21 protein-coding genes are annotated in these 24,344 nt (G+C 74.2%); 1 reads left to right on the top strand and 20 read right to left on the bottom strand.

The genetic code is table 11. The features are described 5' to 3' along the window. Positions 1-21: 21 nt before the first annotated feature. The 13 genes from ACK8HX_RS09175 to ACK8HX_RS09115 form a co-directional block, all read right to left on the bottom strand. On the bottom strand, positions 22-966 hold the full coding sequence (locus tag ACK8HX_RS09175; protein WP_411940383.1) for a Ppx/GppA phosphatase family protein: 945 nt from the start codon (positions 964-966) through the stop codon (positions 22-24). Beyond that, on the bottom strand, positions 963-1,496 hold the full coding sequence (locus ACK8HX_RS09170) for a DUF501 domain-containing protein (protein ID WP_411940382.1): 534 nt from the start codon (positions 1,494-1,496) through the stop codon (positions 963-965). The genes ACK8HX_RS09175 and ACK8HX_RS09170 overlap by 4 nt, the downstream gene beginning before the upstream one ends. Next, positions 1,493-2,044 carry an FtsB family cell division protein gene (locus ACK8HX_RS09165; protein WP_411940381.1) on the bottom strand — a complete coding sequence of 184 codons (552 nt, stop codon included), beginning with the start codon at positions 2,042-2,044 and terminating at the stop codon, positions 1,493-1,495. Before ACK8HX_RS09165 ends, ACK8HX_RS09170 begins: the two co-directional genes overlap by 4 nt. Before the next feature lie 20 nt (positions 2,045-2,064). Further along, positions 2,065-3,357, bottom strand: a complete 1,293-nt coding sequence (gene eno / locus ACK8HX_RS09160) for a phosphopyruvate hydratase (protein WP_411940380.1) — start codon at positions 3,355-3,357, stop codon at positions 2,065-2,067. Positions 3,358-3,455: 98 nt separating this feature from the next. After that, positions 3,456-4,406, bottom strand: coding sequence for a pseudouridine-5'-phosphate glycosidase (locus tag ACK8HX_RS09155; RefSeq protein WP_411940379.1), 951 nt, complete (start codon positions 4,404-4,406; stop codon positions 3,456-3,458). Then, positions 4,403-5,572 carry a PfkB family carbohydrate kinase gene (locus ACK8HX_RS09150; RefSeq protein WP_411940378.1) on the bottom strand — a complete coding sequence of 390 codons (1,170 nt, stop codon included), beginning with the start codon at positions 5,570-5,572 and terminating at the stop codon, positions 4,403-4,405. The genes ACK8HX_RS09155 and ACK8HX_RS09150 overlap by 4 nt, the downstream gene beginning before the upstream one ends. 136 nt (positions 5,573-5,708) lie before the next feature. Continuing rightward, positions 5,709-6,671 carry a MazG family protein gene (locus tag ACK8HX_RS09145; RefSeq protein WP_411940377.1) on the bottom strand — a complete coding sequence of 321 codons (963 nt, stop codon included), beginning with the start codon at positions 6,669-6,671 and terminating at the stop codon, positions 5,709-5,711. Continuing rightward, entirely contained in the window at positions 6,668-7,201 is a 534-nt protein-coding gene (locus tag ACK8HX_RS09140; protein ID WP_411940376.1) for a SurA N-terminal domain-containing protein, read from the bottom strand. The genes ACK8HX_RS09145 and ACK8HX_RS09140 overlap by 4 nt, the downstream gene beginning before the upstream one ends. 30 nt (positions 7,202-7,231) lie before the next feature. Next, the gene (gene mfd / locus ACK8HX_RS09135; protein WP_411940375.1) at positions 7,232-10,810 is read right to left on the bottom strand and encodes a transcription-repair coupling factor; all 3,579 of its coding nucleotides are present in this window, start codon (positions 10,808-10,810) and stop codon (positions 7,232-7,234) included. Between the two features lie 63 nt (positions 10,811-10,873). Beyond that, entirely contained in the window at positions 10,874-12,361 is a 1,488-nt protein-coding gene (locus ACK8HX_RS09130) for a tyrosine-protein kinase domain-containing protein (protein WP_411940374.1), read from the bottom strand. A gap of 112 nt (positions 12,362-12,473) precedes the next feature. After that, the gene (gene pth / locus ACK8HX_RS09125; protein ID WP_411940373.1) at positions 12,474-13,076 is read right to left on the bottom strand and encodes an aminoacyl-tRNA hydrolase; all 603 of its coding nucleotides are present in this window, start codon (positions 13,074-13,076) and stop codon (positions 12,474-12,476) included. 162 nt (positions 13,077-13,238) lie between these two features. Further along, positions 13,239-13,937, bottom strand: coding sequence for a 50S ribosomal protein L25/general stress protein Ctc (locus ACK8HX_RS09120; protein ID WP_411940372.1), 699 nt, complete (start codon positions 13,935-13,937; stop codon positions 13,239-13,241). A gap of 210 nt (positions 13,938-14,147) precedes the next feature. Beyond that, a complete protein-coding gene (locus tag ACK8HX_RS09115; protein WP_411940677.1) occupies positions 14,148-15,113 on the bottom strand; it encodes a DMT family transporter in 966 nt (321 codons plus the stop codon). 97 nt (positions 15,114-15,210) lie between these two features. Between ACK8HX_RS09115 and ACK8HX_RS09110 the strand changes: the two genes are divergently transcribed. Next, positions 15,211-15,765: a CGNR zinc finger domain-containing protein gene (locus tag ACK8HX_RS09110; protein WP_411940371.1), complete on the top strand. Its 555-nt coding sequence runs from the start codon at positions 15,211-15,213 to the stop codon at positions 15,763-15,765. A 12-nt stretch (positions 15,766-15,777) separates the two neighbouring features. On the opposite strand, the gene ACK8HX_RS09105 is transcribed toward ACK8HX_RS09110, so the two are convergent. From ACK8HX_RS09105 to ACK8HX_RS09075, 7 genes are all read right to left on the bottom strand, one after another. Then, on the bottom strand, positions 15,778-16,782 hold the full coding sequence (locus ACK8HX_RS09105) for a ribose-phosphate diphosphokinase (protein WP_411940370.1): 1,005 nt from the start codon (positions 16,780-16,782) through the stop codon (positions 15,778-15,780). Further along, positions 16,779-18,293, bottom strand: a complete 1,515-nt coding sequence (gene glmU, locus ACK8HX_RS09100) for a bifunctional UDP-N-acetylglucosamine diphosphorylase/glucosamine-1-phosphate N-acetyltransferase GlmU (protein WP_411940369.1) — start codon at positions 18,291-18,293, stop codon at positions 16,779-16,781. Before glmU ends, ACK8HX_RS09105 begins: the two co-directional genes overlap by 4 nt. Positions 18,294-18,394: 101 nt before the next feature. Then, positions 18,395-20,077, bottom strand: coding sequence for a phosphoenolpyruvate--protein phosphotransferase (ptsP, locus tag ACK8HX_RS09095; RefSeq protein ID WP_411940368.1), 1,683 nt, complete (start codon positions 20,075-20,077; stop codon positions 18,395-18,397). Between the two features lie 5 nt (positions 20,078-20,082). Then, positions 20,083-20,352, bottom strand: coding sequence for an HPr family phosphocarrier protein (locus tag ACK8HX_RS09090; protein ID WP_411940367.1), 270 nt, complete (start codon positions 20,350-20,352; stop codon positions 20,083-20,085). Positions 20,353-20,414: 62 nt separating this feature from the next. Further along, positions 20,415-22,550 (bottom strand): PTS fructose transporter subunit IIABC, encoded by a 2,136-nt coding sequence (locus ACK8HX_RS09085; protein ID WP_411940366.1) that lies wholly within the window; start codon positions 22,548-22,550, stop codon positions 20,415-20,417. Positions 22,551-22,577: 27 nt separating this feature from the next. Then, entirely contained in the window at positions 22,578-23,525 is a 948-nt protein-coding gene (pfkB, locus tag ACK8HX_RS09080) for a 1-phosphofructokinase (protein WP_411940365.1), read from the bottom strand. After that, positions 23,522-24,283 (bottom strand): DeoR/GlpR family DNA-binding transcription regulator, encoded by a 762-nt coding sequence (locus ACK8HX_RS09075; protein WP_411940364.1) that lies wholly within the window; start codon positions 24,281-24,283, stop codon positions 23,522-23,524. The genes pfkB and ACK8HX_RS09075 overlap by 4 nt, the downstream gene beginning before the upstream one ends. Positions 24,284-24,344: the final 61 nt, after the last annotated feature.

Here is a 24,344-nt window from a genome sequence, read left to right as displayed (position 1 = left end):
TATCCCGCGGCAGGTCCCGGCTCAGAGGAGGGAGAGGGCGATGCCGTCGAGGATGTCGTGCTCGCTCGTCACGACCTCGGCCCCCGGCGAGACCGTGAGGACGCGCTCGAGGACCTCGGCCCACACGAGGGCCCCCGCGCCGATGACGTCGACCCGCCCCGGGTGCATGAACGGCAGCGCGGCCCGCTCGGCTCGCGTCATCGCGAGGAGGTCGGCGCAGGCGGCGAGGTGGTCGGGTGCGGGCAGCCGCGCGAGGTGGATCCGCTCGGCGTCGTAGCGCGGGAGGTCGAGGGCGTGAGCGGTCACCGTCGTGATCGACCCGGCGAGCCCGACGACCGCAGCGATCCCGGTGAGCGGCACCACGGCCGCGGCCTCGTCGAGCGCCGCCCGGATGTCGGCCCGGGCGCCATCGACCTCGGCGGACGTGGGCGGGTCGGAGCGCAGGTGCCGCTCGGTCATCCGGACGCAGCCGACGTCGACCGACCGCCCGGCCTCGACGTCGGTGGTGCCGCGGACCAGCTCCGTGGAGCCGCCGCCGAGGTCGACGACGAGGTACGGGCCGGCCAGTCCGATGGTGCGCAGGTCGCCGGTCGCGCCGGTGAAGGACAGCCGCGCCTCGACGTCGCCGTCGACGACCTCGGGCGCGACGTCGAGCTCGCCGAACGCGGCGCGCACGCCGTCGACGAACTCCCCCGCGTTCCGGGCGTCGCGCGAGGCGGACGTCGCGACGAACCGGACCCGCTCGACCCCGGCCCGCCGGCACACCTCGGCGTACTCGCGCGACATGGCCAGCGTGCGCTCCATCGCCTCGGGGGCGATGACGCCGGTGCGGTCGATGCCCTGGCCGAGGCGGACGACCTCCATCCGGCGGACGACGTCGACGAGCCGGCCGTCGCCGTCGACGTCGGCGACGAGGAGGCGGATCGAGTTCGTCCCGCAGTCGACCGCCGCGACGCGAGGGCTCACGCGCCGCCCTCGGTCGTCGGCGCGTCGAGGGCGCAGGGGTGGTTGACCCACCACGGGTCGAGCATCTCCAGCGCCTCGTCGCCGAGCGGGTTGACGCCGGGGCCTGCCCCCAGGGAGTGCGCGACGAGGACGTGGAGGCACTTGACGCGGGTGGGCATCCCGCCCGCCGAGATCCCTGCGACCTCCGGCACGTCGCCGAGCTCGGCCCGGCGCGCGAGGTAGTCCTCGTGGGCGGCGCGGTAGGCGGCGGCGAGGTCGGGGTCGGCGTCGAGCCGGTCGGTCATGTCCTTCATGACGCCCTCGCTCTCGAGGGTGGACAGCGCCCCGGTGAGGCGGGGGCAGGTCGCGTAGAACGAGGTCGGGAACGGCGTGCCGTCGGGCAGCCGCGGCTCGGTGCGGACGACGTCGGGCTCGCCGCACGGGCAGCGGTGGGCGACCTCGGCGACCCCCCGGGCGTCGCGGCCGAGCTGGCGGGAGACGGCGGCGAGGTCGGCCTGCGCGACGGGCGGCAGGTCGGGACGTGCGGTCACCGGCGGGCCCCGGGCGCGTCGGCGGTGCGGGTCGACTGCCAGACCGCCTCGTACCAGGGCGCCGTGGGTGTCGAGGCGTCGACGACGGCCGTGACGGGGTCGGCGTTGCCGGCGGCCGGCTCGGCGTCGAGGACGGTGTAGGACCGCTCCCCCGGCTTGACGAACTTCAGCCGCTGCCGGGCCTGCTGCTCGACGTAGGCGGGGTCGCGCCAGCGCTCGCGCTCGGCCTCGAGGGCCGCGACATCCTGCTCCTGGGCGCTGACCCGCTCACGGAGGGCCGAGATGTCCTGTCGCTGACCGTAGTACGCCGCGACGGTCGACCCGAGCAGCACCGTGAGGAAGGCGACGATCGAGACGAGGACGGCCCCGCGCCGGGCCCGCCGGTCGGTGACGGCCGACGTCAGCCGCCCGCGCCATCCGGACCGTGCCGAACCCGCGACCCTGCCCGGGGCGGCGCCGGCAGCCCGGCCCGTGGCACGCGAACGTCCCGAGGCCGGACGCCGCGGGGGTCGCGACGCCGGTCCGCGGGAGCGTCCGGTGGTGGCCACGGGCCGAATCCGCCTCTCGCTCAGTCCTGCTGGCGGTTCGCGAAGCGCGGGAAGGCGCCCGCACCGGCGTAGACGGCGGCGTCGTCGAGCTCCTCCTCGATGCGGAGCAGCTGGTTGTACTTGGCGACGCGCTCGGAGCGGGCCGGGGCGCCGGTCTTGATCTGGCCGCAGTTCGTCGCGACCGCGAGGTCGGCGATCGTCGTGTCCTCGGTCTCGCCCGAGCGGTGGCTCATCATGCAGCGGTAGCCGTTGCGCTGGGCGAGCTCGACGGCGTCGAGGGTCTCGGTGAGCGAGCCGATCTGGTTGACCTTGACCAGCAGGGCGTTGGCGGTGCCGGTCTCGATGCCGCGGGCGAGGCGCTCGGGGTTGGTGACGAACAGGTCGTCGCCGACGAGCTGCACCTGCGTGCCGAGGCGGTCGGTCATCGCCTTCCAGCCGTCCCAGTCGGACTCGTCGAGCGGGTCCTCGATGGAGACGAGCGGGTAGGACGCGACGAGGTCGGCGTAGTAGTCGATCATCTCCGCCGACGTCTTCGACCCGCCCTCGAAGGTGTACGTGCCGTCGTCGTGGAACTCCGAGGCCGCCACGTCGAGCGCGAGGGCGATCTGCTCGCCCGCGGTGTAGCCGGCCCTGTCGATGGCCTCGAGGATGAGGTCGAGGGCAGCGCGGTTGCTCGGCAGGTTCGGGGCGAAGCCGCCCTCGTCGCCGAGGCCCGTGGCCAGCCCCTTCTCCTTGAGCACGCCCTTGAGCGCGTGGTAGACCTCGGTGCCCCAGCGCAGCGCCTCACGGAAGGTGTCGGCGCCGATGGGCGCGATCATGAACTCCTGGATGTCGACGTTGGAGTCGGCGTGCGACCCCCCGTTGAGGATGTTCATCATCGGCACGGGCAGCACGTGGGCGTTCGGGCCGCCGACGTAGCGGAAGAGCGGGAGGTCGGCCGAGTCGGCGGCCGCGCGGGCCACTGCGAGCGAGACGCCGAGGATGGCGTTGGCGCCGATCTTCTCCTTGTTGGCGCTGCCGTCGACGGCGAGCATCTCGGCGTCGACGAGGCGCTGCTCGGAGGCCTCGAACCCGAGCAGCTTCGGCCCGAGCTCCTCGATGACGGCGTCGACCGCCTTCTCGACCCCCTTGCCGAGGTAGCGGCCCTTGTCGCCGTCGCGGCGCTCGACCGCCTCGAAGGCGCCGGTGGAGGCGCCGCTGGGGACGGCCGCGCGGGCCAGGGTGCCGTCGTCGAGGGCGACCTCGACCTCAACCGTGGGGTTGCCGCGCGAGTCGAGGATCTCGCGGGCGCCTACTGCCTCGATGGTGGCCACGCCGGTGCTCCTGGGGGTGGGGCGGATGGGGTCGCCTCCGAGGGTAGTCCCCGTCGCGCGGCATCCTCCCGACCGACCCACCCCCCGGACGGCCGTCCTCAGAGGGCGGCGTAGGCGACCGCGATGGCGGTGCCCACGCGGGCGTTGTGGCGCACGAGGGCGAGGTTGGTCTCGAGCGAGCGTCCGCCGGACAGCTCGACGAGCCGGCCCAGCAGGAACGGGGTGATGTCCTTGCCGGAGACACCCCGCTCGGCGCACTCGGCGAGCGCGGCGGCGATGACGCCGTCGATGTCGTCGCGGGCCATCTCGTGCTCGGCGGGGACCGGGTTGGCGAAGGAGATGCCGGTGCCCACCCCGAGGTCGAACGAGGCTCGCATGAGCCGCGCGGCGTCCTCCGGGGTGTCGACCCGCATGGGGACCGCCAGCCCGCTCGAGCGCGAGAAGAAGGAGGGGAACTCGTCGGTGCCGTAGCCGACGACGGGCACCTCGAGGGTCTCGAGCACCTCGAGGGTGCGCCCGATGTCGAGGATCGACTTCACGCCCGCGGACACGACCGCGACCTCGGTGCGGGAGAGCTCGGTGAGGTCGGCGGAGACGTCCATGGAGCCCTCGCCGCCCTGGTGCACACCGCCCAGGCCGCCGGTCACGAACAGCCGGATGCCGGCGAGCGCGGCGATGCGCATCGTGCTCGCGACGGTCGTCGCCCCGTGGACACCGGTGGCGACGACGTGGGCGAGGTCGCGGACGCTGACCTTCCGGATGGCGTCGTCGGCGCCGAACATCTCGAGCTGCTCGTCGGACAGGCCCACGGTCGGGCGGCCGTCGAGGATCGCGATCGTGGCCGGAACGGCACCGCCGTCGCGGACGATCTGCTCGACCTCACGCGCCATCGCGACGTTGTGCGGGTAGGGCATCCCGTGGCTGATGATCGTCGACTCGAGCGCGACGACCGGGCGGCCCTGGGCGAGGGCCTCGCGGACCTCGGGGGCGAGGGCGAGCATCGGGTGCGGGGTGGGCACGGCGGCGACGGACGGGGCGGTGGCGGTCATGGGTGGAGCTCCTCGGTGGGCGGGGTGTCGGGGGTCAGGTGGGCCGCGACGAGGGCGGCGGTGAGGTCGGGGCGGACCGTGTCGGGCGTGGCCACGGTGAGGGCGGCGAGGGCCTGGCCGAACCGCGCGGCGGCGACGACGTCCTCCCCCGTCATCAGGGCGTGGACGTAACCGGCGGTCATCGAGTCGCCGGCGCCCGTGACGTCCTCGACGGTGGTCGGCGGTGCGCCGACGAGGACGACCCGGCGCGCGGGCGCGGGCGCGTCGGGCGTGGGCTGGGGGGCGATCGACAGCAGGCTCCCGCTCGTCCCACGCCGGACCCACACGTGCTCGACGCCGCGGTCGTGGAGGACGCCCGCGGCCGCGACGACGGCCTCGACGTCACGCCCGACCGGCGCGCCCACGAGGGCGGCGAGCTCGTCGACGTTGGGCGTGACGGTGTGGACGGGGACGGTCCCGTCGAGGGCCGGGGCGGCCTCGGTGGCCTTCGCGACGGACACCGGATCGAGGATCCCCGGGATGCCGGCCTCGGCCGCGGCGGAGAGGAGCCAGCGGATGACGGTGACGTCGAGGTTGGCGTCGACGACGAGGGCGTCGGCACCGGTCAGCAGCGAGGGCACGACCCCGAGGTCGGAGACGGACAGCTCGTCGGTGGCACGCATGTCGGCGACGGCCACGAGGAGGTCGCCCCCGTCGTCGAGGACGGCCGAGTACGTGCCGGTGGGGTGCGGCGAGGTGACGACGTGGCGGCACTCGACGCCCGCGGCCTCGGTGCGCGCGATGACCGTGCGCCCGGCGAGGTCGTCGCCGACGGCGGCCACGAGGACCGTGGGGCTCCCGAGCCGGGCGAGGTTCTCGGCGATGTTGCGACCCACCCCACCGACCGTGCTCGTCGACGTGCCCGGGTTGCTCGTGCCGAGGACCGGCGCCACCGCCGTGCGGACCTTGCTGTCGAGGACGGCACCGCCGACGACGACGACCGAGTCGGCCTCGGGCCGCAGGACGTAGCCCCGGCCGAGGAGGACGCCCTTGCGGGTGAGGTTGCTCAGGTGCACCGACACGGCGGCGCGGGTCGAGCCCAGCCGCGAGGCGAGGGCGGCCGCGTCGAGGAGGGGCTCCGCGCGCAGCAGTGCGACGATCTCCCGCTCCCGCGCCGTCATCCTCATGTTGCAAATATTAAGCGCACTTGTACTTTCAAAGCAACCGGCCCCCTCTCGCGCGGTCGACGAGGCCGCTGACGGTGGCGTCGAAGGTACGACCGCCCGTGCCGGGGTCGGGTCGTGCCGAGGCCGGCGAGCGCCCCTACGAGCCGGTCTGCGGCTGAACGCTGTCGGCCACGGACGCGAGGGCGACCCTCACCCGCTCCTCGGCGGCGGCCAGGGCCTCGCGCGACGCGGCGAGCTCGGCGAGCGCCGCCTCCTCGGCGACGAGCGAGCGGCGCCGGACGCGCGCGAGGACCTTGTCGGCCGCCAGCGGCGCCGGAAGGGTCGGGGCGATGCCGTGGAGGAGGTCGGCGTGGTCGCCGGCGGCGCCTGCGGCGGCCTTCTCCTCGGCCTTGATCCGCTCCCAGGCGCGTTCGACCTCGTCGGGTGTCGTGGCGTCGCCGTCGCCGAAGACGTGGGGGTGTCGTCGGACCAGCTTCTCGACGAGCAGCCCCGCCACCGTGTCGATGTCGAACGCGCCGTCGTCGGCGTCCTCGGCGACCCGGGCGTGGAAGACGACCTGGAGGAGGACGTCGCCGAGCTCCTCGGCGAGGTGGCGGGGGTCGCCGGCCTCGATGGCGTGGAGCACCTCGTGGGTCTCCTCGACGAGGTACGGCGCGAGGGTCGCGTGGGTCTGCTCGGCATCCCAGGGGCAGCCGCCGGGCGAGCGCAGCCGGTCCATCGTCGCGACGACGTCGAGGAGGCGACCGCCCTGGACGTCCCACGACCCGACGACGACCTCGACGGCGGGCGGCGCCTCCAGCCGCGACACCTCGGACGCGATGGCGTCGGCGAGCCCCGGGTCCCCGTCGGACGAGCCGAGCCACACGACCGGCACGGTCGCCGCGAGGTCGACGAGGCGCCGGGCCAGCGCGGGAGCGGGCGCCTCCCCGACCTCCTCGACGGTGAACCCGGCCTCCTCCACCGCTTCGGCGAGCGGCTCGTCCAGCGAGCGCGCGAGCCGCACGGCGGCCTCCGAGACCGCGGCCCAGGCGCCGTGCGAGAGCAGGCCCGGGGCGACGCGCGGGGAGGTGAGGACGAGCCCGAGCCGGCCGGGGGTCACTGCTGGGTGTCGGTGGTGGTGATCCAGGAGGGCTGGGTCAGCTGGATCGAGGCCGCCTGCGTGTCGTAGGTGCCGTAGCGCGGGTTGACCTCGACGTCGAGGGCGGCGAGGCGGGTGTTGACCTCGGTGGCCTCGGCCTCGGTGACGAGGCCCTGCTCCTGCGCCGTGCCGATGGCGGTGGCGAGCCGGACGATCTGCAGCGTCGCCTCGCTCGGTTCGCGGAGCCCGCGCTGGGCGGCGGCCTGCCGGGCCACGGAGTCGGAGACGGCGACGCCCTTCTCCGCGAGGACCGCGAGGACCACGGGCGCCTGGACGAGCGCGGTGAGCGTGCCGCTCGGCGTCAGCGGCTGCTGGAGCAGCGCGGGCTCCATCCCGTTGACCTCGCGCATCGCGGCCTGGAGCTCGGTCTCGGAGATGACGGACCCGTCGACGACGGCGGCACGGTCGGCGGTGGTGGCGCCACAACCCGCGGTGGCGAGCGCGGCACCGAGGACGAGCGCCGCCACGGTGCGGCGAACCGAGGAAGTCACGTCAGGGAGTCCTTTCGGGGTCGGGTCCGGTCAGGCGCCGGCGGTGGCCACCCGGGCGGCCTGCCCCACATCATCCACGACGACCGCCCGGATGACGTCACCAGCCCAGGCGAGGACCTCGCGGTCACGCAGCGGCTGGCCGCCGACCGGGCGGGTCATCGGCTTGGGGACGAGGACGGCCGACACCGCCGGCTTGACGATGGAGCGCGGGTACAGCCGCTGCAGGCGCAGGGTCTGGCTCTCACGGAGCTCGACCGGACCGAAGCGGACGTGGTTGCCCTGCACCGAGATGTCGGCGATCCCCGCCGCGCGTGCCACCGTGCGCAGCCGGGCGACCTCGACGAGGTTGCGCACCGGCTCGGGCAGCGCGCCGTAGCGGTCGAGCAGCTCGGCCTCGATCTCGGCGAGCTGCGCCTCGTCGGCCACCGCGGCGAGCTTCTTGTACATCTCGAGGCGTAGCCGCTCGTGCGGGACGTAGTCGTGCGGGAGGTGGGCGTCGACCGGGAGCTCGATCCTGATCTCGGCCGGCGCCTGCTCGCCCTCGCCGCGGAAGCTCGCCACGGCCTCGCCGACGAGCCGCACGTAGAGGTCGAACCCGACGCCGGCGATGTGGCCCGACTGCTCGCCACCGAGGAGGTTGCCGGCGCCGCGGATCTCGAGGTCCTTCATCGCGACGTGCATGCCGGAGCCCAGGTCGGTGTGGCTGGCGATCGTCTGGAGCCGGTCGAGGGCGGTCTCGGTGAGCGGCAGCTCCGGCGGGTAGAGGAAGTACGAGTAGGCCCGTTCGCGGCCGCGCCCGACGCGCCCGCGCAGCTGGTGCAGCTGGCTGAGGCCGAGCCGGTCGGACCGCTCGACGATGAGGGTGTTGGCGTTGGAGATGTCGAGCCCGGTCTCGACGATCGTCGTGCAGACGAGGACGTCGAACCGCTTCTCCCAGAAGTCGAGGACCACCTGCTCGAGCCGGTGCTCACCCATCTTCCCGTGTGCCGTGGCGATCCGGGCCTCGGGCACGAGCTCGCGCAGCCGGGCCGCCGCCTTCTCGATGGTGGACACCTTGTTGTGGACGAGGAAGACCTGGCCCTCCCGCATGAGCTCACGGCGGATGGCGGCGGTGACGGTCTTCTCGTCGTAGGCGCCGACGTAGGTGAGGACGGGGTGCCGCTCCTCGGGAGGGGTCTGCAGCGTCGACATCTCGCGGATGCCGGTGACCGCCATCTCGAGCGTGCGCGGGATGGGCGTGGCCGACATCGCGAGGACGTCGACGGAGGTCCGCAGCGCCTTGAGCTGCTCCTTGTGCTCGACCCCGAACCGCTGCTCCTCGTCGACGACGACGAGGCCGAGGTCCTTGAACCGGACCTCCTTGGACAGCAGCCGGTGGGTGCCGATGACGAGGTCGACCGTCCCGTCGGCGAGGCCGTCGAGGACGAGCCTGGCCTCGCGGTCGGTCTGGAAGCGCGACAGCGCCCTGACGACGACCGGGAACCCGGCGTACCGCTCGGAGAAGGTGTTGACGTGCTGCTGGACGAGCAGGGTCGTCGGGCACAGGACGGCCACCTGCTTGCCGTCCTGGACGGCCTTGAACGCCGCGCGCACCGCGATCTCGGTCTTGCCGTAGCCGACGTCGCCGCAGACGAGGCGGTCCATGGGGACGGGCCGCTCCATGTCGGCCTTGACCTCGTCGATGGTGCTCAGCTGGTCGGGGGTCTCCACGTGCGCGAAGGCGTCCTCGAGCTCGCGCTGCCACGGGGTGTCGGGGCCGAACGCGTGCCCGCTCGTCGCCATCCGGGCCGAGTACAGGCGGATCAGCTCGGCGGCGATCTGCTTGACGTAGCGCCTGGCCCTGCTCTTCGTCTGGTGCCAGTCGGACCCGCCCATCTTGTTGAGGGAGGGCTGCTCGCCGCCGACGTAGCGGGTGACCTGGTCGAGCTGGTCGGTGGGCACGTAGAGCCGGTCGCCGGGCTGCCCGCGCTTGGACGGGGCGTACTCGAGCACGAGGTACTCGCGCGTGGCGCCGCCGACGGTGCGCTGCATCATCTCGACGAACCTGCCGACGCCGTGCTGCTCGTGGACGACGTGGTCGCCGGGGCGCAGCTGGAGGGGGTCGACCTGGTTGCGCCGCCGCGAGGGCATCTTGCGCATGTCCTTGGTCGACGTGCCCGACCCACCGGCGGCGCCGGTGAGGTCGGCCTCGGTGAGGACGGCGAGGCGAGCGCCCGGCGCGACGAAACCGGCGCCCGGGCCGCCCGTGGTGACGGTGACGACCCCGGGCTCGAGCCCGGAGTCGTCGGTCGCGAGCCGGGCCGCGACCTCGTGCTCGGCGAGCACCTCGGCGACGCGCTTGGCGAGGCCGGGACCCTCGGTCGTGGCGAGGACGGTCCAGTCGTCGGCGACCAGGCGGGTCAGCTCGGCGACCGCGGCCTCGGTGTCGCCGCGGAAGGTCGGCGACGCCTCGAGGCCGAGGTCGAGGGTGTCGCCCTCGTCGTCGGACGCGAACGGCGTGAGGTCGAGCCAGCGGACGCCGAGGTCGCGCGCCTGGGCCCGCAGCTCGGCGATCGTGCGGAACGACGCGGTGCCGAGGACGGTCTGGAGGTCGATCGGGACGGCGTTGCCGCTCGCCGCGTTGGCCCACCCGGCCTCGAGGAACTCCTGGCTCGTCTCGACGAGGTCGTGGGCGCGCGTGCGGACGCGCTCGGGGTCGCAGGCGACGAGCAGGGCGCCCTCGGGCAGGACGTCGAGGAGGGTCTCCATCCCCTCGACGAGGGCGGGCGCGAGGGACTCCATCCCCTCGACCGCGATCCCCTGGGCGAGCTTCTCGAGGAGGTCGACGGCGCCGGGGAGGACGTCGGCGAGCGCCGCCGCCCGTCCGCGCACCGCGTCGGTGAGCAGCAGCTCGCGGCACGGCGGGGCCCACAGGCCGTGCTCGGCCACCTCGAGGGAGCGCTGGTCGGCGACCTTGAACCAGCGGATCTCCTCGACGGTGTCGCCCCAGAACTCGAGGCGCAGCGGGTGCTCCTCGGTGGGCGGGAAGACGTCGAGGATGCCGCCGCGCACCGCGAACTCGCCGCGGCGCTCGACGAGGTCGGTGCGGGTGTAGGCGGCCGCGGCCAGCCGCTCGACGACCAGCTCGAGCGGGACGTCCTCGCCCTGCTGGAGCGAGACCGGGCGCAGCTCGCCGAGGCCCTTGGCGATGGGCTGGAGGACGGCGCGGACCGGCGCGACGACGACCGAGAGCGGGCCGTGCGTGGCGTCGCCGGCCTCGGGGTGGGTGAGGCGGCGCAGGACCGACAGGCGCTGCCCGACGGTGTCGCTGCGCGGGCTCAGCCGCTCGTGCGGGAGGGTCTCCCACGACGGGAAGTGGCCCACGACCTCCTCGCCGAGGACCGCGGCGAGGGCGGCGTGGAGGTCCTCGGCCTCGCGGCCGGTGGCGGTGACGGCGAGGACGGGCGGCCCGGCCGCCGCGTCGGGGGCGAGCGCGGCCACGACGGCGGGTCGCGCGCCGGGCGGGGCGGCCGCGGTGACCTCGGCGGAGGGAAGGGCGAGGGCCTCCCGAAGTCGCACGGTGCCCGGGAGGGCGGCGACGCGGGAGCGCAGGACGGACAGCGAGGGCATCGCCGTCAAGTCTAGGTCCGGGGTCCGACGGCCCCGACGGCGCCGGGGGGCGGTGACCCTCGGTCAGCGCTTGCGCTTCGGCGGGGTCGTGACGAGGTCGACCTGCTCGGGTGTGAGCTCGTGGGGCTGGGGCGACGAGCGGACCTCGCTCGACGCCGGGCGACGGCGCCCACGGCGCACCTTCTTGCGGTACGCCCGGTCGTCGTGCTCGTACCCGTACGTCTCGTACCCGTAGACCCCGGCCGCGCGACCCTGCGGGATGCCGTTGAGGACGATGCCGAAGATCCTCGCGTTGACGCTCTCGGCGAGGGAGATGACGCGCTTGAGGTGCTCCTTGCGGCTCTTGCCCATGAGCGTGACGACGATGAGGCCGTCGACCCGCTGGGCGAGGATCATCGCGTCGGTCACGGGCAGGGCGGGCGGGGCGTCGATGACGACGAGGCGGTCCCTCGAGAGCTCGGCGAGGAGGTCGCGCATCCGCTCGGAGCCGACGACCTCGCTCGGGTTGTGCGGGATGCGCCCGGCGGGCAGGACCACCAGGCCGTGGGTGTCGGTGGGGACGAGGGCCTCGTCGAGCGGCACCGCCCCGGAGAGCACCTGGGTCAGGCCGACCCCGGAGTCGATGTCGAACAGCGTCGCGACCATGGGGCGGCGCAGGTCGCCGTCGACGAGGACGACGTGCTCGCCGCGGACGGCCAGCGCGCGGGCGAGGAGCGCGGAGATCGTCGACTTGCCCTCCGCCGGCTGGGGACTGGTCACCGCGACCGAGCGGGGCGACGTGTCCGGGTCGGCGAACATGAGGTTGGTGCGCAGGTGGCGCAGCGACTCGCCGACCGCCCCGCGCAGCAGGTCCTCGGAGTGCAGCCGGGAGCGCAGGTCCCGCGAGCGCGGGATGGTCCCGATGAGGCCGTGCTCGGTCATCTCCGTGATGTCGTCGGGCCGGCGGATGCGGGTGTCGAGCCGCAGCCGGGCCATCACGACGAGGTAGGCGAGGACGATGCCGGCCCCGAACCCCATGAGGAGGAGCTTCTCGACGTTGGGCGAGCTCGGGCTCGTGGGGAGCACCGCGTTCGTCACGGGCAGGAGCTTGACGATGCCCGAGTCGGACTCACCCCCGCTCTCGACGATGGAGGCGACCTGGGCCGTCGCCGTGACGACGGCGTTGGCGATGTCCTTGGCACGCTGGGGCGAGGTCGAGGTGACGAAGACCTGGATCCGGGGGCTGCCCGGCTCGGTGGCGTACTGCACGGCGCCGTTGACCGCCCCGATCGACTCGGGCAGGTTGAGGGCCGCGATCACCCGCTCGGCGACCATCCCGCTGCGGGTCAGGGGTGCGTACGCGAGCGCCTTCGCGGCGGCCACCGAGTTGCCGACGGAGGCCTCCGCGACCTGCTCGGTCCCGCCGACGGAGACGTAGGCCTCGGAGCTGGCCACGTACAGGCGCGGCTGCTGGGCCGCGTAGTACGCGGCGGCGCCGACCGCGAGCAGCACGCAGGTCGCGATGGTCATCCAGAACCGCCGCACGATGCGGACGGCGTCGAGGAGCGTCATTGGGGTCCTCCCCTGCGAAGACGCGAGAGGAACCATGCTACGGCCGGCACGCGTGGTGCGTCTGTGGTTCCGGGCCTTTGGGCCCGGGCCTGCGACCCCGTGCGGGACGGGCTCAGCGGGGGGCGTGCACCCGCTGCTGGGCGTCGAGCAGCCCGAGGGCGACGAGGGCCTCGACCGCGTCGGCGGCGTCGTCGAGGAGGAAGGGCAGGTCCTTCCTCTCGGTCGAGGAGAAGTCGCGCAGGACGAAGTCGGCGGCGTCCATCCGGCCCGGCGGACGGCCGATGCCGACGCGCACCCGGTGGTAGTCCTTGGTGCCGAGCGAGCTGCTGATCGAGCGCAGCCCGTTGTGGCCGCCCTCGCCGCCGCCGCGCTTGAGGCGGACGGTGCCGGCGTCGAGGTCGAGCTCGTCGTGGACGACGACGAGGCGCTCGGGCGGCACCGAGAAGAAGCGGAGCAGCGCGGAGACGGGACCGCCCGACTCGTTCATGTAGCAGCTGGGCACCGCGACGACGGCCGCCGGGCCGGGGACCCCGCCCGGTCCGGTGCCGAGGCGGATGTGGGCCGCGTGCGCCCTGGCCTTGTGGGTCCGCAGGGCCGTGCCGGCGCGACGGGCGAGCTCGTCGACGACCATCGCGCCGACGTTGTGTCGGTTGCCCGCGTAGGCCGGCCCGGGGTTGCCGAGCCCGACGACGAGCCAGGGTCCGGAGTCGGTCACGTCCCCAAGGCTATCCACCCCCGGCGCCGCCTCCTCCCGCCCCCGTGTCACCGAGCGCAGGCCGGTGCAGCGGGCGGAGGGCGCGACGGGCCCCGACACGCGCCGGGGCCCGGTCCGCGAACGGACCGGGCCCCGGTGGGTCGTGCGTGGTGAGCGGGCGGCTCAGGCCTCGTCGGCCTTCTCGGCGTCGCCCGCGGCGGCCTCGCCCTCCGCGGTCTCGCCCTCGGCGGCCTCGCCCTCGGCGGCCTCCTCGTCGGACTCCTCGCGCTCGATGCCGGCCTCGGCCTCGGCCTCGGCGAGCTCGGCCTCGAGGGCCTCGGCGGACACCTGCTGGGTGACGTTGACGACGAGCGCCTCGGTGTCGGTGACGAGCGTGGCCCCGGCGGGGAGCTCGACGGCGCCCGCGAGGATCTGCGTGCCGGCCTCGAGCCCGTCGACGTTCACGGTGAGGCTCTCGGGGATGGCGGTCGCCTCGACCTCGAGCTGCAGGCTCGTGTGGTCGGTGGTGACGACGGTCTCCGGCGCGGCCTCGCCCTCGACGTGGACGGGCACGTCGACGGTGACCTTCTCGCCCTTCTTGACGACGACGAGGTCGACGTGCTCGATGACGGGCTTGATGGGGTCGCGCTGCACGTCCTTGGCGAGCGCCAGCTGCTCGTCACCGTCGAGGACGATGGTGAGGAGGGCGTTGCTGTGCTTGAGCGCGAGCATCGCGTCGTGGCCCGGGAGGGTGATGTGGACCGGGGCGGTGCCGTGGCCGTACATGACGGCGGGGATCTTGTGGGCGCGGCGGATCTTGCGCGCGGCGCCCTTGCCGAACTGGGTGCGCGGCTCGGCGACGAGCTTGATGGCGTCGGACACTGGAGTGCTCCTGGTGCTGGGGGTCTACGGGTGCGGTCTCCTCGACGTGGGACGCGGCACCGAACGACCGGGCGCGGGACGACCCGCGGGCCCGGTGGACCCGATGAGCCGCCAGCGTCGATCACGGATGCGTCGGACCGCGCGGTGGCGGTCCTGGCCCCGCACGTCCGTGTGCGGTGCGACGTCCCTCGCCGAGGCAACCCCCCGAGTCTAGGCGACGGGCGACGGAACGTCGAAATCGGTCTCGACGGCCTGCTCGGCCCTCCGCGCCCGGTCTCGCTCCCCCAGCCGGACCGCGACGACCCCGCTGAGGAGCACGACGCCGCCGACGAGCTGGACGACGCCCGGCAGCTCGCCGAGGACGAGCCACGCGAACAGGACCGCGAACAGCACCTCGGTGAGGCCGACGAACGAGGCGAGGGTCGACCCGAGGTGGCGGGCGCCGAGGACGCCGAGCACGTAGGCGAGCGCCGCCGCGACGACGACGAGCTCGCCGATGGCGGCCCACGCGGGGATCTCGGCACCCGCGACGACGACGGCGCCGGAGCCGCGGTGCATCGGCAGCGCCCCGACGAGGCCGAGGAGCCCGAGGGCGACGGCGCCGACGGTGAGCCCGAGCCCGGCGAACGAGGTGGCGGGCAGGGCGGTCGGGCGCCCGGCGAGGACGTAGTGGCCGGCGAGGCCCGTGGCCGCGAGGAGACCCCAGAGGACGCCGACGAGGCTGGGCGTGGACTGCCCGGTGACGTCGAGGACGAGGGCGAGCCCGCCGATGGCGAGGACGATGCCGACCCCCGTGAGCCGGTGCGGCCTGACTCGGGTCAGCGCCCACACCCACAGGACGACGAGGACGATCCCGAGGTACTCGATGAGGAGGGCGACGGCCACCGGCATCCGGGCGACGGCTTGGAAGTAGCCGAGCTGGGCGGCGGCGACGGCCAGCGAGCCGTAGAGCGCGACCCGCGGCAGCTCGTGGGCGACCTCGCGCCAGCGGCCGCGCAGGGCCCACAGCGTGAACGGCAGGAGGAGGAGGGCGGCGCCGGTGATGCGGGTGAGGACGACGGCGCCGGGGGTCCAGCCGGCCGTCATCAGGGCCTTGGCGAACGGGCCCGAGGTCCCGAAGGCGGCGCACGACAGGAGCATCGCGACGAGCCCCAGACCCAGGTGACGGCGCACCATCTCGACCACGACGACCTCCTCTGTTCCCGCACCGGATGTAACCACCGAAGTATGCTGTTGGTCATGACGCTAGCCCCGGGCGATGTCAGGAGTCAAGATGGTTTTCACCTATGACACGGACGTGACGCTCGCGCACGCCGCCGCCATCGCCAACACCGGGCCCGGCCTCGGCGACGAGGACCGTGAGGAGCTCCCCGACCTCGCCGCCCTGCAGGCGTGGTTCGACCGCTGGGAGTGGACCGGCCGCCGGCCGGCCAGCGCCGCCGAGGTGGCCGCCGTCCACGCGCTGCGCCCGCGGCTGCGGCGCCTGTGGTCGCTGCGCGACGAGGCACTCGTCGCCGAGGCCAACGCCCTCCTCGAGGAGGGCGGGGCGCTCCCCCGCCTCGTCCGGCACGGCGCGTTCGGGTGGCACGTCCACGCGACCTCCGACGACGCCCCGCTCGACCGGCGGATCGCGGTGGAGGTGGGGATGGCGCTCGTCGACGTCATCCGCGCCGATGAGGTCGACCGGCTCAAGGTGTGCGCGGGCGAGGACTGCGAGGACCTGCTCGTCGACCTCAGCAGGAACCGGTCGCGCAAGTTCTGCGACGGCACGTGCGGCACCCGGGCGAACGTCGCCGCCTACCGCGCGAGGAAGGCCGCCGGGGCCTGAGGACGCGGCGCGTCAGGCTCGGCCGCCGAAGAGGCTCGTGACCGAGCCGTCCTCGAAGACCTCCTTGACCGCGGCGCTGATGAGCGGGGCGATCGAGAGCACCGTGAGGCAGTCGATCTCCTTCTCCGGCGGGATGGGGAGGGTGTTGGTGACGATGACCTCCTCGGCGGCGCACTCGGTGAGGCGCTGCACGGCGGGCTCGCTGAGGATGGCATGGGTCGCCGCGATGACGACGCCCTTGGCGCCGTCGGCCATGAGGGCGTCGGCGGCCTTGGCGATGGTGCCACCGGTGTCGATCATGTCGTCGACGAGGACGCAGACCCGGCCGCGGACGTCACCGACGACGCGGTTCGCGACCATCTCGTTGGGGCGGTTGATGTCGCGGGTCTTGTGGATGAAGGCCAGCGGCGCGCCGCCGAGCCGCTTCGACCACTGCTCGGCGACCTTGATCCGGCCGGCGTCGGGCGAGACGACCGCGAGGTCCTGGTCGCCGTACTTGCGGGCGACGTACTCGGAGAGGATCGGGATGGCCATGAGGTGGTCGACCGGGCCGTCGAAGAAGCCCTGGATCTGGTCGGTGTGGAGGTCGACGCAGATGAGCCGGTCGGCGCCGGCCGTCTTGAACAGGTCGGCGACGAGGCGGGCGCTGATCGGCTCGCGGCCGCGGTGCTTCTTGTCCTGCCGGGCGTACCCGTAGAACGGCATGACGACGGTGATCCGCTTGGCGGAGGCCCGCTTCAACGCGTCGACCATGAGCAGGTGCTCCATGATGTTCTCGTTGATCGGGCTGGTGTGGCTCTGGATGACGAACGCGTCCGAGCCGCGCACCGACTCCTCGAAGCGCACGTAGATCTCGCCGTTCGCGAAGTCGTAGGCGCTCGTCGGGACCAGCTCGGTCCCGAGGTCGGACGCGACCTCCTGGGCCAGCCCGGGGTTGGCGCGCCCCGAGAAGACCATGAGCTGCTTCTTCGGGCGCTTGCGGATGTTCGCCGACGGCGGGCGGTGGTCCTTGCTCACTGGTGCTCGCCCTCCACGGCGCTCGGGGACTGCTCGGTGCCCGCCTCGTGCCGCGCCGCCGTCGTGGCGGTGGTCGCGGATGCGGCGGCGGTCGCGGCAGCGGCCGCCTCGGCCGTCCTCGTCCCGGCGCGGGCGCGGGCGACCCATCCGGGCACGTTGCGCTGGCGTCCTCGGGCCACGGCGATCTCCCCCGGCTCCACGTCGCCGACGAGGGCGCTGCCGGCGGCGACGTAGGCGCCGTCGGCGACATCGACCGGGCTGACGACGACCGTGTGCGACCCGATGAACGAGTGCCTGCCGATCTTCGAGTGGTGCTTGGCGACCCCGTCGTAGTTGGCGAAGATCGTGCCGGCACCGATGTTGGCGCCCTCGCCGATCGTCACGTCGCCGGCGTAGGTGAGGTGCGGGACCTTGGCGCCGTCGCCGATGTCGGCGTTCTTCGTCTCGACGAAGCCGCCGATCTTGCCCTTCGCGCCGAGCCGCGTGCCGGGGCGCAGGTAGGAGTACGGACCGACCGTCGCGCCGGGGCCGATGACGGCGAGCTTCGCGACCGCGCGCGTGACCTCGGCGCCGTCGCCGACCTCGGTGTCGGTGAGGGTGACGTCCGGGCCGATGACGGCGTCCGCGCCGATGCTCGTCGCGCCGAGCAGCTGGGTGCCCGGGAGGACCGTGCTGTCGGCACCGATCGTCACGTCGACGTCGATCCACGTCGTGGCCGGGTCGACGATCGTCACGCCGGCGCGCATGTGCTGCTCGCAGACGCGGCGGTTCAGCTCGCGGCCGAGGGCTGCCAGCTGGACGCGGTCGTTGACGCCCTCGGTCTGCCACAGGTCGTCGACGACGTGGGCGCGGACCACCCGGCCGCCCTCGCGGGCGATCGAGACGACGTCGGTGAGGTACTTCTCGCCCTGCGCGTTGTCGGTGCCGACCCGGGTCAGGGCCTCGCGCAGGAGGTCGGCGTCGAAGGCGTAGATGCCGGAGTTGATCTCGGTGAGGGCGCGCTCGTCCTCGGAGGCGTCCTTGTGCTCGACGATCCGCTCGACGGCGCCCTCGGCGTCGCGGACGACCCGGCCGTAGCCCGTGGGGTCGGCGAGGTGTGCCGTGACGACCGAGACGGCGGCACCGCTCTCGACGTGCGAGGCGGTGAGGGCGACGAGGGTTTCGCCGGAGAGGAGCGGGACGTCGCCGTAGGTGACGAGGACGGTGCCGGCGAGGCCGGGGGGCAGGGCGTCGAGGCCGCACTCGACGGCCCGCCCGGTGCCCTTGACCTCGTCCTGGTCGGCGATGACGAGTGCCGGGTCGAGGGCGGTGAGCACCTCGACGACCCGGTCGCGCTCGTGGCGGACGACGACCTCGACGTGCTCGGCGCCCGAGGCGCGGGCCGCGCGGACGGCGTGCCCGACGAGGGGCTGGCCCCCGATGCGGTGCAGGACCTTGGGGGTCGCTGACCTCATCCGGGTGCCCTCTCCGGCGGCGAGGACGATGACGGCGGCCGGGCGGGGGGTGCTCACGCGGAGGCGCTCCAGGGATCAGTCGGGGCCGGCGGACGAACAGTGATGCTACCCGCGGGTCGCGCCCCCCGAGGACCCGCACCCCACCCGCCCCACCGACCTCACAGGAGGTCGGTGAGCTCGGAGCGGGCGCGGGAGCGGACGGCCTCCAGCGACTCGCGGGCCGTGGGGGCGTCGCGCGCGGCCCGGGCCAGGCCCTGGCACTCGGGGAGGGTGTGCAGCGAGAGGGCGAGCCGGACGACCGGGACCTTGCTCGGCGCCATCGACAGGCTCGACACACCGAGCCCGGCGAGGACGAGGGCCAGCAGCGCGTCACCGGCCGACTCCCCGCAGACACCGATGGGGACGCCGGCCTCGCGAGCACCGTCACACGCGGCGGCCACGACGTCGAGGACGGCCGGCTGCCACGGGTCGAGGAGGTCGGAGAGCTCGCCCTGCATCCGGTCGGCGGCCATCGTGTACTGCGCGAGGTCGTTCGTGCCGAGGCTGCCGAAGTCGACCTCGGCGAGGACGTGCCGGGCCCGCATCGCGGCCCCCGGGACCTCGATCATCACGCCGGCCTTGGGGAGCCCGTTCTCCCGTACGCGGCGCGCGAACCACGCCGCCTCCTCCACGGTGGCGACCATCGGGGCCATGACCCGGACGTCCGCGCCGGTCTCCCGGGCCGCCACGGCGAGCGCCTCGAGCTGGGCGTCGAGCAGCTCGGGCCGCTCCGCGGACAGCCGCAGCCCGCGCCGGCCGAGGGCAGGGTTCTCCTCGGGCCCGAGGTCCGCGAACGCCAACGGCTTGTCGGCGCCGGCATCGAGGGTCCGGACGACGACGCGACGAGAACCGAACGGCGCGAACACCTTTCGGTAGATGTCGGTCTGCTCCTCGACGGTCGGCGCCTTGTCGGCGGAGAGGAACACGAACTCGGTGCGGAACAGGCCGACGCCCTCGAGGTCCTGCGCCCCGGCCTCCTCCGCGTCCTTGACCCCGCCGATGTTGGCCAGGAGGGCGATGGCGTGACCGTCCTTGGTCACGCCCGGCCCGCGGCTCGCCGACAGCGCCTCGGCACGCTTCTCGCGCCGGACCCGCTGGGCCTCGACGAGTGCCGGGTCGGGGGCGATGGTGACCTCGCCGGTGTCGCCGTCGAGCGCGACCGGCGTGCCCGCGGGGATGCCGGTGGCGCCGCCGAGCTGGACCACGGCCGGGATCCCCATCTGGGCGGCCAGGATCGCGGTGTGGCTGGTGCGGCCGCCGTGCTGGGTGATGATCCCGACGACGAGCGACCGGTCGAGGGTCGCGGTCTCGGCGGGGGCGAGGTCCTCGGCGACGATGACGCTCGGCTCGGTGAAGTGGGGCACGCCCGGCGCCGGGACCCCCAGGACGGCCGCGACGGCGCGCGACCCGACGTCGCGCAGGTCGGTGACCCGCTCGGCGAAGTAGCCCCCGAGCGCCTCGAACTGCACGCAGTACTCCTCCACCGCGTTCGCGATGGCGGTCGCCCGCCCGCGCCCGGCCTCGAGCTGCTTGGTCGCCGCCTTGACCAGGCCCTTGTCGCGGGCGATGAGGGCGGTCGCCGCGAGGATCTGCTGGGCGGTGTCGTCGGCGTGACGGGCCTTGCCCTCCAGCGCCACCGCGACGGACTCGAAGGCGGCCCTGACGTCGTCGAGTGCCGCGTCGCGGTCGTCGACGGCCGGCTCGTTCTCCGGCGGCCGGACCGGTGGTGCGACCTGCACCACCGGCCCGTAGGCCGTGCCGGGGCTGACGCCGATGCCCTGCCGGGTCTCCGTCGCGGCCACCGCACTCACTCCGCGTCGAGGTCGCGCGAGAGGAGCTCGACGAGGCCGTCGAGCACCGCGTCGGCACCATCGCCGTCGGCCGTGAGGACGACCTCCTCACCGTGCTTGGCCCCGAGCGCCATGACGCCCAGGATGCTCGTCGCGTCGACGGCGTCCTCGCCCGGGCGGCCGATCTCGACGTCGAGGCCGGACTCGCTCGCCGCCTGCACGAAGAGGGCGGCGGGGCGGGCGTGCAGGCCGACCGACGAGGCGATGGTGACGGTGCGCTGTGCCATGGGTTCTCCTGGGGTCGTGGTGCTGGAGGTGCTGCGGACGGGGTGGTGCGGTGGCCTTCGCCTCAGACGGTAGCCACCGCGTCGACCTCCGCGAGGCGACGGTCACGCGACTTCAGGGCGACGACGATGCCGGCCATGACGACCACGCCCACCGCGATGGCGACGACGAAGAGCAGGACCTGGGTGATGCTGCCCATGATCGGCGTGACCCAGATGCCGCCGTGCGGGGCGCGGATCGCGGTGCCGAAGAGCATCGAGAGACCACCCGTGACGGCCGAGCCCACGACCGAGGAGGCGATGATGCGGACCGGGTCGGCCGCCGCGAACGGGATCGCGCCCTCGGAGATGAACGAGGCGCCGAGGAGCCACGCGGCCTTGCCGTTCTCGCGCTCGGGCTCCGAGAACAGCTGCGGGCGAACGGTGGTCGCGAGGGCCATGGCGAGGGGCGCGACCATCCCGGCGGCCATGACCGCGGCCATGATCTTCAGGGGGGCCGAGTCGGAGGCGGCACCCGCGGCGCCGAGCCCACCCGTGGCGAAGGCGTAGGCGACCTTGTTGACCGGGCCGCCGAGGTCGAAGCCCATCATCGCGCCGAGGACGAGGCCGAGGACGACCGCGCTCGAGCCGCTCATGCCCTCGAGGGCGCTCGTCAGGCCCTCGCTGAGGGCGACGATGGGGCGGCCGAGGAGGGTGATGAACAGTCCTGCGGTGATGAGGGTGGAGACGATCGGGATGACGACGACGGGCATGACGCCGCGCACGCCCTTGGCGACGTTCCAGCCGGACACCCAGCGGGCCACGAGGCCGCCGAGGACGCCGGTGGCGAGGCCGCCGAGGAACCCGGCGCCCATCGTCGCGGCGATCGAGCCACCGACGATGCCGGGGACCAGGCCCGGGCGGTCGGCGATCGCGAAGGCGATGAAGCCCGAGAGGATCGGGACGAGGAAGCCGAACGACGCCGCGCCGATGACGAACAGCAGGGCGGCCCAGTGGGTCCCGCTGAGTGGGTTGAAGTTCTGGACGATGTTGAACTCGCCCTCGGCGGTGAGGCCGTACTTGACGATCTCGATGGCGCCCTGCTCACCGAGCGCGAACTGCGCGAGCATGAAGCCGAGGGCGATGAGGATGCCGCCCGCCGCGACGAACGGGATCATGTACGACACACCGGTCATGAGCCACTGGCGCACGCGGGTCAGGGTGCTGGCGCCCTCGTCGACCTTGGTCGTGAGGCCGCCGGAGGAGGCGGCGGCCGCGGCCGCGGCGGCGGCCTTGCTCGGGTCGGCCTCCCACTCAGCGACGAGCGCCTCGGCCTGGGCGACGAGGGCCGGGCCGTCGGAGATCCCCTTCTTGACGCCGACGTCGACCGTCGGCTTGCCGGCGAAGCGGCCGGCGTCCTTGACGGGGAGGTCGTGCGCGAAGATCACGGCGTCGGCGGCGGCGATCTGGGCCGCGGACAGGGGCTTGCTACCGGCCGAGCCCTGGGTCTCGACGGTCATCGTGTGGCCGGCGGCGGCGGCCGCGGCCTCGAGGCCCTCGGCCGCCATGTAGGTGTGTGCGATGCCGGTCGGGCAGCTCGTGACGCCGACGAGGGTGAGCGAGCGCTTCGCCGGCTCGGCCGTCGCGACCGTCGTGGCCGGAGCCGCCGACGATGCCGCGGGGGCGGCCGGGGTGTCCTCGGGCGCGGGCGAGGCAGCCGGGGCGGGAGCGGAGGTCGGGGGGGCGGCGGTGGCGGGGGCGGCGGCCGCGGGAGCGTCGAGGGCGACCTCCGCGCTGACGATGCGGACGACCTCCTCCTCGGTCGTCGCCGCGGCGAGCGCCTCCTTGAACTCCTTCTTCATGAGCGCACGAGCGAGCTTGGGGAGCATCTGCATGTGGGCGTCGCCGCCGGCCTCGGGCGCGGCGATGAGGAAGACGAGCGTCGCGGGCCCGTCCTTGGCGCCCCAGTCGATGCCGTCGGCGACGCGGCCGAAGACGAGCGAGGGCTCGGTGATGGCGGCGCTGCGGGCGTGCGGGATGCCGATGCCGCCGGGGAGCCCGGTCGCCATCTTCGACTCGCGCTCGCGCACGTCGGCGATGAACTGGTCGAGGTCGGTGCACCGGCCACTGGCGACGAGCCGCTCGGCGAGGACGCGGGTCGCCTCGTGCCGGTCGGCACCGGTGAGGTCGAGGACGACCTGCTCGGTGGTGATGAGGGACATGGCGGGGTTCCTTTCAGGGCGCCTGTGTCAGTGGCCCAGGACGAGGTGGGGGTCGGGGGTGCGGGTGACCTCGACGGGGATGCCGTGGAGGTCGTCGGGCGTCGGGACGCGGCTGCCGGGGAGGGTGACGGCGGCGGCGCCCCAGGTGACGGCGGTGGCGAGGGCGTCGGCGGGGGTCATCCCGCTCGACAGGCCGTGGAGCAGGCCGGCGAGCATGCAGTCGCCGGCGCCCACGGTGGACAGGGGGGCGGTGATGGTGGCCCGCGCGTGGACGAGCTCGTCGGCGGTCACGAGGACGGCGCCGTCGCCGCCGAGGCTCACGGCGACGACCTCGATGCCGCCCTCCACGAGGTCCCGGGCGGCGGCGACGACGTCGCCGAGGGTGGGCAGGTCCCGCCCGACGAGCTCGGCGAGCTCCTCGTGGTTGGGCTTGACCAGGCTCGGGCGGGCGTCGACGGCGGTCGTCATCGGGCTGCCGCTGGAGTCGACGGCGACCTTGACACCGAGCTCGCGTCCCCGGGTGACGAGCTGCGCGTACAGCCCGGAGGGCACGCCCGGCGGGAGGCTGCCGCAGCCGACGACCCACGTGGCGGTCCGGGCCGCCTCCAGGGTCTCGTGGAGGAGGGCGTCGACCTCGGACTCGGCGAGGGTGGGGCCGGGCTCGTTGAGCTTGGTCGTCGTGCCGTCGGGCTCGAGGACGCTGACGTTCATCCGGAGGGAGCCGCTGACCGGCACGCTGCGGCGCGCGACCCCCGCGGCGTCGAGGAGCTCCTCCATGAGGTGCCCCTCGGGACCCCCCGCAGGGAGGACGGCCACGGTGTCGGCACCCTGCGCGGCGAGCGCCCGGGAGACGTTGACGCCCTTGCCGCCCGGGTCGATGCGGCTGCCCGTCGCGCGGTGGACCTCGCCCCGGTGGAGGGCCTCGATCGTGATGGCCCGGTCGATGCTCGGGTTGGGGGTCAGGGTGACGATCACGCCGTCACCACCTGAGGACCGGCCGCGCGCACCTCGGCGGCGACCTCGTCGGAGAGGTCGGTGTCCGTGACGAGGAGGTCGACCTCGTCGAGCCGCGCGAAGCGGTGGAGGTGGTCGTCGCCCGCCTTGCTGGAGTCGGTGGCGACGACGACCCGGCGGGCACTGCGGACCATGGCGCCCTTGACCAGTGCCTCGGCCTGGTCGGGCGTCGTCAGCCCGCGGCGGGCCGAGAACCCGTTGGTGCCGAGGACCGCGACGTCGACGACGACGCCCTCGAGGGCGTGGGTCGCCCACTCCCCGACGGCGGCACCGGTGACCCCGCGGACCCGTCCGCCGAGGAGGTAGAGGCTGACGCCGGGATGGGTGCTCAGGGTGGCCGCTGCGGCGACGGAGTTCGTGACGACGGTGAGGTCGAGGTCGGGCGGGAGCAGCTGGACGACGGCCTGCGTCGTGGAGCCGGCGTCGAGGAGAACCGTTCCGCCCGTGGGGAGCTCGTCGAGGACGCGGGCCGCGATGCGGCGCTTGACGTCGGTGAGGCGGGAGGAGCGTGCGGCCAGCGTGGGCTCGAGCTCGAGGCGCTCGACGGGGATCGCGCCGCCGTGGACCCGGCGGAGGGCGCCCCGCTGCTCGAGGGCGGTGAGGTCGCGGCGGACCGTCTCGGTGGCGACGCCCAGGGAGTCGGCGAGGGAGGCGACCTCGACCCGGCCGGCCCGGCGCGCCTCGGTGAGGATGCGCTGCTGCCGCTCCGCTGCGTACATCGGACTCCCTCGTCCTCGGCGGCCCCTCGGTGGACCTCGTGGTGACCATCAAACCACCAAC

It is taken from the genome of Oryzobacter faecalis (assembly GCF_046764005.1).
In the GTDB taxonomy this organism is placed as follows: Bacteria; Actinomycetota; Actinomycetes; order Actinomycetales; family Dermatophilaceae; genus Oryzobacter; species Oryzobacter faecalis.
The sequence above is the reverse complement of the archived record's forward strand: the minus strand, read 5'-3'. Positions and strand labels throughout refer to the sequence as shown.